This window comes from Paenibacillus sp. TAF43_2 (assembly GCF_052113545.1).
Lineage (GTDB): Bacteria > Bacillota > Bacilli > Paenibacillales > Paenibacillaceae > Pristimantibacillus.
Map to the genome: position 1 here is coordinate 1 of NZ_JBFRDK010000058.1, position 12,747 is coordinate 12,747.

Annotated in this window: 8 protein-coding genes; 1 reads left to right on the top strand and 7 read right to left on the bottom strand. The window is 47.5% G+C overall.

Annotated features, from left to right (window positions below):
- Positions 1–224: 224 nt before the first annotated feature.
- Genes AB4Z17_RS14770 through AB4Z17_RS14795 form a run of 6 tightly spaced genes read right to left on the bottom strand, consistent with a single transcriptional unit; the run spans position 225 to position 8,594 of the window.
- The gene (locus AB4Z17_RS14770) at positions 225–1,262 is read right to left on the bottom strand and encodes a glycoside hydrolase family 18 protein (protein WP_441960509.1); all 1,038 of its coding nucleotides are present in this window, start codon (positions 1,260–1,262) and stop codon (positions 225–227) included.
- Positions 1,262–3,907 carry a transglutaminase domain-containing protein gene (locus tag AB4Z17_RS14775; RefSeq protein WP_441960511.1) on the bottom strand — a complete coding sequence of 882 codons (2,646 nt, stop codon included), beginning with the start codon at positions 3,905–3,907 and terminating at the stop codon, positions 1,262–1,264. Before AB4Z17_RS14775 ends, AB4Z17_RS14770 begins: the two co-directional genes overlap by 1 nt.
- Before the next feature lie 6 nt (positions 3,908–3,913).
- Entirely contained in the window at positions 3,914–4,939 is a 1,026-nt protein-coding gene (locus tag AB4Z17_RS14780; RefSeq protein ID WP_441960513.1) for a carbohydrate-binding family 9-like protein, read from the bottom strand.
- Between the two features lie 51 nt (positions 4,940–4,990).
- A complete protein-coding gene (locus AB4Z17_RS14785; protein WP_076269703.1) occupies positions 4,991–5,869 on the bottom strand; it encodes a sugar phosphate isomerase/epimerase family protein in 879 nt (292 codons plus the stop codon).
- A gap of 33 nt (positions 5,870–5,902) precedes the next feature.
- Entirely contained in the window at positions 5,903–7,189 is a 1,287-nt protein-coding gene (locus AB4Z17_RS14790) for an alpha-L-fucosidase (protein WP_441960515.1), read from the bottom strand.
- Between the two features lie 19 nt (positions 7,190–7,208).
- Positions 7,209–8,594, bottom strand: a complete 1,386-nt coding sequence (locus tag AB4Z17_RS14795) for an alpha-L-fucosidase (protein WP_441960517.1) — start codon at positions 8,592–8,594, stop codon at positions 7,209–7,211.
- A gap of 135 nt (positions 8,595–8,729) precedes the next feature.
- Between AB4Z17_RS14795 and AB4Z17_RS14800 the strand changes: the two genes are divergently transcribed.
- Positions 8,730–11,030 carry a helix-turn-helix domain-containing protein gene (locus tag AB4Z17_RS14800; RefSeq protein WP_441960519.1) on the top strand — a complete coding sequence of 767 codons (2,301 nt, stop codon included), beginning with the start codon at positions 8,730–8,732 and terminating at the stop codon, positions 11,028–11,030.
- An 84-nt stretch (positions 11,031–11,114) separates the two neighbouring features.
- Here the strand turns inward: AB4Z17_RS14800 and AB4Z17_RS14805 are convergent, their stop codons facing one another.
- On the bottom strand, positions 11,115–12,725 hold the full coding sequence (locus tag AB4Z17_RS14805) for an extracellular solute-binding protein (RefSeq protein WP_441910703.1): 1,611 nt from the start codon (positions 12,723–12,725) through the stop codon (positions 11,115–11,117).
- Positions 12,726–12,747: the final 22 nt, after the last annotated feature.

Here is a 12,747-nt window from a genome sequence, read left to right on the forward strand (position 1 = left end):
AATAGGACTAAATAGGACTAGTTAATAGCCTTATTTCCACTCATAACCCGCCAAATCCCCCACTATTGGCTGATTCAGTAAAAATAGTGCTAGAATCTAGACCTATTTTCAACAAATATAAGCTTTTCGCAGAAATAGGACTAGAAAGTAGGCTTATTTTAAAAAACTGACTTCCTCTTGTGCTTCAGAGCCGCACCGATACCGCAAAGCAACTTCCAATCCAGCTACTCCTTAAGCCCTTCATATATCGCGTGGAGCAAACGGTGCGTTTCATCGCAGCTGTATTCCCAGAACATTACGCCGCCAAGCTCACTTGCTTTCACATATTCACATTTATGATGCAGCGATTGTTCGTCGTCATAGGAGATAAAGCTGCTTCCGTCGTAGAGATATGGCGCCTTCGCTTCGTCGTCCCAATATCGAACATAATTGTTTTTATTGATGTATTCCGCTGCAAGCTTGGTGAAATCTGGTCCATATCCGCCTGTGGTGCCCGCCATTTGATGAAGCCCATTCGCGCGATTAGGAACGTTATGCCAAACCCGAGTATAAAACGCCGCGCCTATCACAATCTTTTCCTTCGGCACGCCTGCTCGGATGAACAAGTTAACAGATGCATCCGTACTGATTCGGAATAAATCTCCAGTTGGTGTATACAGATTCGTATGATGCCCCGTCAAAATTTGAAACCCACCGCGCATATCGTAGGTCATCAGCTGAACAAAATCCAAATATTGCTGGACTTGATCCATTTCCGTACCGTCTACGTAATATTGGTCCGCGCCTGCGGCAATCGTAAGCAAATAATGTTTTCCGTCACTTGCGCCCTTCTCGTCCAAAGCTTCGCGAATGGTTTTGAGCAGCAGAGTGAAATTGGTCTTATCATCTGGACTCGACGCTATGCCCGCTTCACCATAACAAGGATATTCCCAGTCGAGATCGACTCCATCAAATGGAAAGTTGGTTAATACACGAACCGCCGAATCTGCGAAGCGGCTTCTCCCTTCAGCGGTAGATGAAGCTTCAGAAAACCCGCCTGCGCTCCATCCGCCGACAGACAATAGAATAGTCAGCTCTGGATGCTCGTGTTTAATCCTGCGAAGAACATCAATATTTTTCAAATGCTCTGTAATAATTTCATCATTGCGCACATGGCCAAATGCCACATTCAAATGGGTAAGTTTCGTTAAATCTTCCCGCGTCATGTCTGGAAGCTTCGAATCTGACGCATATCCCGCCACAATATATTTTCGACTTGCCATTACGTATCACTCCGTTTCGTTGGCTGCTGCCATATGCTAGTGAGAATCTGCAATGCTTCTTTTCCCGTACCGATCTTGTATCCTGATGCTGTATAACGAATTTGATCTTGGTTATCCAGCACGAGCAGATGCGGGAAACCCGCTTCGCTAGCTGGCGGCACTGCTATAAAGTCCGGCAAAGCCGCGTAAGTGGAATCACGAACAAACACGGTACGCGAAGGCAACCCCTTATAACGAGAAGGATCAAAAGATGACGTCCATTCGGAATCACCTACGACAAGCACAATCGGCGCTCCAAGTTCGTTCAACGGCTCAGCAAGCTCGCCGAGTTCACGGAATAAATGTTTGGTAGGCTCACGCTCCGGCTCCAGCCAAGCAACAATTGCCCCATTCATGCCGATAAGCTCACCAATCGCTTGGTCTGAACCACCCAGCATCGTAAACGTATCGTTTCTGTTCAGCGTCCCTAGTACTGGAATACCTTGCTTCTCACTTCGGAAAGTCAACGGAATATCCATTTGTTCTCCTGCACGCAGCTCGAAATAGGAAAAGCGAACGCATGCGGTGCCATCTTTTAACCGAATACCTGTGGTCAATCGATAGCTGCCTTGCGCAAGCTCAAACGGCTCATCGTATACATCAGATTTCCCATTAGGGTAGACCAACGTTTTATATATGCCGTTCTCCAGCCGGGCGAACGTGAAGTTCTCAGAGTACGAAGCTGCCGGAGCTTCATCGGATGACTCGTTATCTTTAAGAAGACGCAGCTTGCCGTTTTCCTTCTGCTCCAATTGCTGCATCGCTCGATTTGCAAATAACGCATCCTGCCAGCAGCCGTTAGCCATCGTCATGTATTGCGGCTTCTGCTCACTTGGATGCAAGCGTGCTGGAATGCCTATGCTGCGACAGATTGCCACAAACATAATATCGAGAGAAGCCTGATCCCCCTTCTTGATCTGAAAGGTACCAACAGGGTTGCCTCTGCCCTTCAGATTGGGAAGGTCCTCCCACAACGACCACTCTGAATCCAGATGGCGTACAAGCTCAGCAGCATTTTGCCGGAACAATGCTACTTGTGCTTCCGTGAACACCTCTTGGAAAAAATGCTTATAAGACACGATCATTTCATATAACACTCGCGGACAAAGGATATACCGCGAGAAGATGTCTTCGGAAAGCTCGCCGCGCTGCGACAGAGAACCGATGAGATGATCGTCAAGCTCCTTGCGGAACGTATCGGAAAGATCCTTCTCGTTCAAGCTCTCCAGCAGCTTAAGCGGCCATTCTCCAAATTCAGCGGTGCGTTCCTGCAAGAAGGCTGCGATCTCGCGGCTATTTCCCCGTGCCTTGCGCAGCACATCCCACACCCGCTCCTGCGGAAGACCAGCAGCCTCGGCAATATCCGACGCCTGCGCTTCGCTTAGGAATGTTTGTTCATAGCTGCTGCGGATGTTCGTGCCTTCTTCCAGGCGGCTATTATGCCGCTGAACCTTCTCCTCGGAAAGCACATCGAGAGCTTTGCCATTACGTTCAGGAGGTGGAACCATATCAAAGTCAGTTATCCCTTCGGGCTGCTGCACTTGATCCAGAACGATCTCGAAGCGCACACGATCACTAACTGTAATCTTCTTTTCTCCCCACTTGCCATCCATCACAGCACGAATCAACAGATCTCCGTAGCCTGTCTTAAACGCAGCCTCACCCAGTTCGTTTGTCTTCAGCTCAGCAATCGGATAAAATTCAGCCATATTATAGAGCTCAAAATAAACATTCGCGCCGCTGACCGGTTCGTTCAGCTCATCCTTCACAGCGACAGTAATGCTTCGAGTAGGCGCATAACCTTCAAGCAAATTAATTTCTGTAAACCAATTGTCCGCAAGCGTGATGTCCTCAGGGCCCGGGTAATTTGCGAATACCCGAGTATTGATCAGCATTGCCCGCCGGGCTGGAGGAGTGAACCAGCCTTGATCAAGGCGAGCTTCCGGCTCACAGGCGCCGATATAGTGCCACTGCCCGTCAGCCCAAGCTTCTACCCATGCATGGTTATCGTCACAATGCGCCCAGCGCGGGGTGTATACTTGGCGAGCAGGAATGCCAATGCTCCGAAGCGCTGCAACAGCAAGTGTCGATTCCTCACCACATCGGCCTCGAGCATTTCGAATCATCGTAAGCGGCGAGATCGTCCGCAGATCGCTGCCAATGTAGTTCGCCTTCTCATGGCACCAGTAGTTCGTCTCCAGAATCGCATCTTCCATCGACAAAGACGCGGTACGCTCCGCCAGTTCACTGTATAAGATACCTCGTGAATCCTCGATGTTCTCCGTGTTCACACGGTAGGGCAACACAAAATGCAGGAAGAGATGATCCGGCACCCGCTCCCCCCAAGGCACTTTTCCCCGAATGTCCAGCGTTTGCCGCACATGGCTTAGAAATAACGTACCGTCATAATCAGCCATATCGTTTACAGGCATATAGGCGTACAAATATTTGAGCGCCCATGTCTCTTCATCTGTCAGCGGCTGCTGAAAAATATCAAACAGCTCATGCTCTCTCGCCTTAGCGAGCAGCTGCTTCTCACGAAACTTGCGTTCAATCAGCTCCATCGACGCTTGCTCTAATGAGAATACAGAGGTTTGCAATGTCATGCTAACTCACTCCTTCCATAGCTTTCCGTCTTGCCTAATGCAGAAGCTCGACTTCCCATCGCTAGACGGCGTTGTGATTTGGAACATGGAGCGGGTCGTCTCAATGACAGGCAATATGCTCCACTGCTCTCCGCCATGCATCAGTGATTCCGCATCCGCTGTAAATTCGCCGTGACTTGCGAAGTAATTGCGCTCACGATAATAGAGCTTGCGCAGCTCCCACTTTATGCGTTCATCCGGCGGCTGTTCGAATGAATCCGGGCCATCTTCCCCTGCAAACATGACATAACCCCATAGCTCAGGATAATGCATATTAATAAGTCCCATCGGAGACCATACCCAGTTGTCCTCTGGATAGGATTTTCCCGTATCCGGATTGATGATCTTGCGGTATTCGCCATCCTTCACTTCAACGCGCCATTCCACGCGGGAGAAATTGACGCGCCAAAACTCGCCATTTACTGGCGCTCTGCCTTCAGGCGCGCATTCGCGCAAGCTTTTCCAAGGCATCGCTACCTCAATGCTCCACTTCCGATTCGCTGCTTCCGGCCGATTCAGCTCGCCGTCAATATGTACGGCTGTCTGAAGCCCGCTAATGTCCCAGCCGTTAATCGGCGGACCGCCGTCGCGGTATGGCTTAACCAGCAGCAGATCCCACACGGTGTTCAGCGCGTTAATTTCAAACTCGTAATAATTGTGGCTGTCACCATCGGGATCAATAAATATTTCAAAATCATTATCATAAAAAATGACCGAATCCCGCTCCGTCAACGTCGCCCAAATCTCGTCTTCAATCAATTCTGCCGCAAAATAGAAATAGTCGTCATCCCACAGCATTTTCACGCGGGTCTGCTTCGCAGGTTTTGGCCGAAGATCGCCTTCGATATCGACAAAATCATCCGTCCAGTCCGCTGCTGCCCAGAACGGCTTATCAACTCGCCCGTCAAGAATGAGCGGCTCCGCCGCGCGGCGACATACATAATGTTTGGGTGCATATTCGATGTTAGGCTCCTGCAATCCGCTTAAATTCATGTTATCCCTCCGTTTGAATTGCTATGAATCTATGAAAACGATGAAGCTCGCTTAAAGTACACATTCATGCCAGAAACGGCGCAGGTTGTCCATCGCAATACGGGAGGCGGATTTGCACTCTTCCATGCCTTCAAATTCGATCGTCATATAACCATCGTAACCCGATTCCTTAATAAGCTTCACGATTTTACGGATCTCAATATCCCCTTGACCTACAATCGCACCGCGCAGGTAGTTACCGTTCGAGGTCAAAAACCAATCACCGTCACCCGGATGCTGATCATATGGACGGAAGTAGAAATCTTTGAAATGGATAAGTGATGCATAAGGCAAGTTTTTCTTAACGCCGATGATCGAATTCTCATCCACGCACATAAAGTTGCCGATATCGAGTGTCGTCTTGAAGTTCGGCCGGTCTACCGCATGAAGAACACGTTGAACCCGGTCGCTGGACTGTACGCTGAAGCCATGATTCTCTATCGTCGTTGTAATGCCGTATTGCGCGGCATAGTCCGCGATGAGCTGGCTGCCCTTCACCATGAGATGCAGGTTCTCCTCGAACCACCGTATCGTCATCTTCTCCTGCGGAATGGTGAAGGCGGTTACATCATGCCGCATATGATTCATGCCGAGTCGATGCACAAGATCAACATGCAGCTTGACCCGCGCGACTTCCTCTTCAAACAATTGCTCCGTATCCTGCACGAAGTTCGCCGGCATCGAATAGTTGGAGAGGGCAATGCCAACCTCCTTTGCTTTCTCGCGTACAGCATCCGCCAGCTCAGGGTTGTCAACGAGCGTATAGCCATATGGAACAATCTCCATATGCTCGCCGCCGTTACCCGCTATCCAAGAGATGGCATCAAGAATGCTCATCTCTCCCGATTTTATGGCGCTTAGCAAGCTGTAAGAACTTAATCCAATTTTCATCGTTTCTTCCTCCTAAGTAGACAGATCACTTGATTAGTTATGCGTTACAACTGCGCCTGAACCACCATACATATCAAGCTCATCATCAAATTCCAGCTTAAGCACGGTCACTTGCTTGTGAGTGTCTTCCGCTGTCAGATGAATCCATGTCGTCCCCGGAATATTGAACCATGGCACCCCGCCATGAATTTCATGCGTAAGCTCTTTGCCGGAATGCAGCACTGTAATCTTTTTGACCTTGTTGCATAATCCCTTTAGGCATACATTCTCTTTCGGATCATCATACACAAACAGATACAGTGRCTTTTTATCTTTGGATATGGTGCTGCCGCCCAAATAATAGCGGGTCATAATGCCTTCGTCTGTCCCAAATACCGCTTCTTCGTGCGTTCGAATCCATTCGCCTAATCCCAGCAAAATATTCTCTTGCCGTTTGTCTATCGTTCCATCCTCCATCGGCCCGATATCAAGCAGCATGTTGCCGCCCAAGGTAATGCAATCACAGAACATTCGAATGATTTGATTTAATGATTTATATTTATCGTCCGTCGGTACATACCCCCACGAACTATTAATGGTTGTGCAAAACTCCCAAGGCCCCTCCGGCCGCGTTATCGGAATCCCTTGCTCCGGCGTTTTATAATCCCCGTAACCTTGCAGGCGCGAGTTGATAATAATGTCTGGGTTAAACGATTGCAGATACTGCTTGAATTCGGGCAAATTCCACTGCTCAGCGCTGCGTTCCCAATCGCCGTCGAACCAAAGAAGATCAACCTTCCCATAGTTCGTTAAAACCTCCCGCAGCTGATCATTGTTAAACTTCAGAAAAGCATTCCACTTTTCTTCATCCTGAACACCATCTATCGGGCTCGAAAATTTGTTAACCTTAGACAAGTCATCCGGCACCTTGCCGCCTTCAAACACAGATGGATAATCGGGATGCGACCAGTCGATGAGCGAATAATACATCCCAAGTCGAATCCCTCTTTTCGTGACGGCTTCCGCATATTCCTTGATCAGATCCCGCTTTGCCGGTGTTTTCTTCACAACGCTAAGGTCGCTGTACTGTGTATCAAACAAGGCTACGCCGTCGTGGTGCTTGGTCGTAAGCACTGCGTACTTCGCTCCCGATTGCTCAATTAAATCAGCCCATTTGTCCGCATCGAACTTCGAAGCCGTAAAGCCGTCCAATTGTTTCATATAATCGTCATAGCTCATTCTTCCGTTATAGAACGACCATGACTCGGAGACACCATCTACTGCATAAATGCCATAATGTATAAAAATACCTAGCTTAGCTTCCTTAAACCATTGCTGCATAGCAGACTACCCCTCTCGATTAACGAATCCGAAACACATGCGCGATTGGTGCTTGTTCTGAGTATTCATTCACTGGCAAACGGACAATAATGCCGTTTTCTGCTTGGCTGTACTGCAAATGGTCTTGTCCGCCTACGAGATCAATCTGGCTGAAAGACTTCTGTATAGGGAGGTATAATTCCTCTTTCACAGCTTCTTTTTCATCCTTGTACAAATAAAAGGCATAAACCGTATCTCCTTTTCTCGTAAAGTGGCAATTGTCAGCAGAAAAAGGCTCACAAATTCGTGTTCCATAGATCGCCTCGCCATAAACCTTCAACCAATCGCCCATCCCTTTGATGCGGCTAATGGCTGTAGTCGATAGCCTGCCGTCAGGCTGCGGACCGACATTAAGTGCCAGGTTTCCGCCTTTCGCAACGATTTCAACGAGCAGATGGATCAGCTGTCGAACGGTCTTATACTTGTCCTCATAACGGAAGGAGAATGAGGTGCCCATCGTAATACAGCTCTCCCACGGCACGTTAAGCGGACGCTCAGGCAATGTCTGCTCTGGTGTTATGACATTTTCATAAGGGCCGCCGACCGTCCGGTCAGCCGAGAGCAGCCAAGGCTGAATTTCCCGCGCCTTCTCAACCACCTCGCCTAAGCGGATGTTTTGATCGCGGTAATCGTTAACCCAACCTGCATCTAGCCATAACATATCGATGCGGCCATATTTCGTCATCAACTCCATAATTTGCGCATGGGTGAACTGCACGAATTGCTCCCACAAATGCGGATATTGCTTCGGGTCATAGGAAGGCCCGCGCGCGGTAAACGATCCACGCTCCATGCCTGGCGCCCAATAATATGGCGTATGCCAATCTGCCTTCGAGAAGTATGCAGATATAGCTAAGCCCTTTGCGCGGAAAGCATCAAACAGCTGCTTGCAAATATCGGCGTACTTATGCGAATGGAAAGGACAATCAGGGCTCGTAATTCGGTAATCCGTCGTATGGGTATCCCACATGCAGAAGCCGTCATGATGCTTGGTTGTAAAATTTAAATATTTAAAGCCATTCTCCGCAGCAAGATCTGCCCATAGCTCAGGCTGAAAGCGAAGCGGGTTAAAGGTTTTGTTTAGCCCAAAATACTGCCGCTTCAATTCCTCTGCGTCTATATTCCAATCGATGCCATCGCGTGACCATTCCTCATCCTTGTCACTAAGCGCCCATGATTCAACTACACCTAACTGTGAATATGGCCCCCAGTGCATCATAAGGCCCAGCTTCTGATCCTTGAACCACTCCAGCCGCTCCTGCAGAAGCAGGTCCTCTGGCTTTACCCATTGCTCTTCGCTGCTGTAATTGTGGACACCCTGCTCAACAACTTGCTCTATTTCTTCTGTCGTCTTTATTTCGCTCATGGTTACCTCCAAGTATAGTAGGACTTTCGTAAGCGTTACGTTCATTGCCTTCTTCTGCTCTATGTCCAAATTGTAAATTTGTTGCTATGATTAGTAGCGACGAAAAGGATTGATCGATCATAGGGGGCAGACGAGATGAAACGAAACTACTTCAAATCCAAACTGTTTTTAAAATATATCTGGTCCTACTTGTTTATTTTGCTTATCCCATTAGTACTTATGACGATATTTATCTATCAAAACGCAGTAACCAATCTACGTACTGAAATTGAGCAATCCCGCCTCAGCCAGCTCACGCAAGCCAAGGTTATTGTTGACGGGCGGATGAAGGAGCTAAGTGAAATTGCTTCACGCGTCTCGTATGACAAGAGGCTGACTCCGTTTCGGGTTCACGATTCTTATTACAGCGGTGAAGCGATTCAAGCACTGGATCAATACAAAGCGACCAGCTCTATCATTAGCGAGTTGTTCTTGTATTTTCACAAGGATGAAAATATTTATTCCGCGAAGGGTCTATCGAGCATGGATGTATTCGCAAACACCTTTACCTTTCACAATTGGAGCAAAGACACTATTTTTCAAGATTTGAATACGGTTAAATATCCAACGATGCGTCCAGCTGATACCGTAGTCCTAAGCGCTAATTTGCAGGATTCGATGCTTGCTTATCTTGTTCCCATTACGCCATACAACCCTAATCCACACGGAACGATTATGTATCTAATTAAAGAATCAGAGCTTACGAGTTTAATTGATTCGATTCTAGGCAATTATCAAGGCTTGACTTATATTTTGGACAACAAAGGTCAAATTCTAGTAGACAATCGCCAGGGCGAAGCCTTAACGAATGCAGAGGCGCAGTCTCTATATAGTCTCGCGCCAGGCATTCATGATAAAACCTTAAATGGCAAGCCGCATTCCATCGTATCCGTAAAATCAGAAAATAATGGCTGGACTTATGTGACCGTCATGCCAAGTTCCCAGTTTCTCAGCAGCGTAGTGCATGTCCGCAGCTTCATCGTCATGCTGTTTATCATCGTTGTGGTCGTTGGAGCGGCGATTGCCCTCGTGCTTGCTAGAATGCAATACCTGCCGATCTCTACGCTTGTAGAGTTCGCAAATTCCAAATCCAAGCCGAAGCATTCCGCTGATCAATCAACCGAAAACGGAAACGAGCTTGATCGAATACGAACAGCGCTGCAGCAATACAGCTCGCGAGTTGATCTTCAAGAGCCATACGCTCGCAATCACTTTTTGTCCATGCTGCTGAAATATGGAAATGCGCAAAGTCTTTCACCAGAGCTGCAAGAGGCCTTCGATCTTCATTTCGACCAATCTCATCACTTTGTTATGGTGATTGGATGGGATGAAATCGAAGATACGCAAGAGGAACGACAGGAGCGGCAAGAATTGATAGAACTGCTCTCCCAAATCGAATTCCCGGAGCTGGCTGCTCATGCCTATGGCGTAGAGCTCCCTCAGCTGGATCAGCTTGCACTCATTATCAGCTTTAATAGGGATCAAGCCGAGCAGGAATTTGTTCCTGTGCGCCACATTGCTGAAGCGGTGCTCTGCACGATACTAGAGACGTTCGATGTTACGCCTACGATTGGCGTTGGAACCTGCTATTCAAGCCCTGACCAGCTGAATCAGTCCTTTATYGAAGCTTGCTCTGCTTTTGAGCTGCAAGCGACAAGCGGTCATGGCACGATCACCTATTTCGAGAAGCTGCAAGATACACCTGATCATGCCTTTTGGATACCGAATAATTCGCTGCTCAAGCTTTCTCAAAGCTTGAAGCAAGGAAGCTATGATGTAGCTGCACAAATGATCAGCCCGTCGATCCGCAGCCTGCAATCATCCGAGCTGTCTGCCCTGCTCAAACGCTGTATATGCTTTGACATTTTGAATACGATGCTAAAAACCGCGTCCGAGCTTGGCATTCAAAATGTGATTCAAGACATGGCTCCTAACATGATTTACAGCCACTCCTTGGATGAAATCGAGACTGGCTTTCTGAATCTCGCCTCCCGAATCTGCAATCAAGTGGAGCGCAACAATCAGAAGGAGGAGCAATCACAGATTGATCGGATCGTTTCCTATATCGATGAGCATTTTAGAGACCATACGCTCAGCCTAGAAACGATTGCATATGAGTATGCCATTTCGCCATCACATGTGAGCCGTTCATTTAAGGAAAAGATGGGCCTTAACTTCATCCAATACATTTGGCAAAAAAGAATGGAAGAGGTTATGCATCATCTGAAAACGACAAACGCACCGCTTAAGGACATCATTATTCAAGTCGGCTATTTGGATACGCCTAACTTTATACGCAAATTTAAGAAAGAAACCGGCTATACGCCTGGTCAATATCGCAAGCAATTCTGGGAGAACGAACAGGCGCAATTGCTTTCTGATTCAGATGATGAATAATAAACAAAACCCGGTCAGCATTTCGCATGACCGGGTTTTTGCTGTTTCTGGGTTCATGCTCTTGTTCGTTTATTTATCTGTCAATTATCTGTCGTATGCGCTTTGGTAAAGCTCAGCGATCCGATTTCCGCCCATTTTTTTAATTTGCTCTAAATACTTGTCCCAATTGGCCATCGACTCTTGACCTGTTACGAACTTGGCTTCCATTTGTTGCACATACGTGTTCAGATCAGATAACAAAGCAGAAGCCTCATTTTGCTCTTCGTTGGTCAAATAAACATTAGGGTAAGGCGATTTGGCGATTGGCGTAAGCTTCTCTGCATTTTCCTTATCGATCCATAAGTCGAATTCGCTGCGAAGTCCGATCGCAAGCTCGCCAGAGTTCATGCCCGGCGTAAGAATTCCGTAATTTGGTGTTATTTTGCCGCGGTATTCTTCACGGTCGCCGCCGCCCGGAACAGGAAGCCATTCCTTCTCATGTTTTTCTTTGTCTTTATATTTCCATAGAAGATCCTCTGGACCTTGATTGAACAATGTAGCGCCTTCATAGCTGTATAGATAATCTACCCAGCGCATCGTTGCTTCTGGAGATGGATTGCTGCTTGTAATAGCGAAAGTACCATTTGCCGATATGCCAGGATGTTTGCCGTAGACTGGAGAATCAGCTATTTCACTCTTCACAGGCGTCATCAATGGATTGTCTCCGCTTGGTTCGCCGCCTAACGTAAAGTAAGGGTAGTAGTCGTTGAAGACAGCGATTTGATTGTTTTCTCCTTTTGCTTTCTTCTGCTCGCCGGTTTGTGAGAAGGTCTCATGATCAAGCAGCTCTTCCTTCCATAGACGATTCATAAACGTTAGATATCCTTTGTATCCTTCCTCTTGAGGCGTATAATGCACTTTGCCATCCTTATCCGCATAGATGACCTCATCATAGATGCCCCAAAAGCCGAGGAAGTACATGCGCAAATCATCCAGCTTTACGGAAGTTAACGGAATTTCATCCTTTTTCCCGTTTCCATTAGGATCTTCTTCCTTCACACGCTTCAGATAGTCATACAGCTCTTCAGTCGTCTTAGGCTCCGTTACACCGAGGGTTTTCAGGAACTTGCCATTATACCACATTGGACCGCGATACCAGACGGCTGCCAGATCAATATTAGGCAGCGCATAAATATGGCCGTCTGGTGTTGTAAAGGACTTCCGAATTTCCGGATGTTCATCAAAAATCTTTTTGATATTAGGCGCATAACCTTCATCAATATATTTTTCAAGAGGAATAAGAACGCCTTGTGTACCGTAAGTTACTTGCTCTGCCGGCTTAAGATCCGCTGCATAAAACATATCCGGCAAGTCGCCGCTCGCAAATACCAGGTTTTTCTTGGTCGCAAAGCTATCAAGCGGGGCATTCTGGAACTGCAGCTTAATGCCAGTCAGCTTCTCCATCTCTTGAAGCACAGGCATTTGGTTCCAATCCGCAACGCCAACATCCTGTGACATCATCTTCAGCGTAATCGGTTCGCTAACAATCGGGAAACCGTCTTTGCTAACCCCTGAAGCTTCAACGGATGTTGACCCTTTGGAACCCGTACTGCCGTTATTTGACTTACCCTCGTTCGGTGAACCGCATGCCGCTAATACGGAAGCAAGCAGCGTAATGCTGAGTAACAAAGATGATGCTTTTTTTAGCTTTTTCATCCTAAACCCTCTCCCTTTTTTC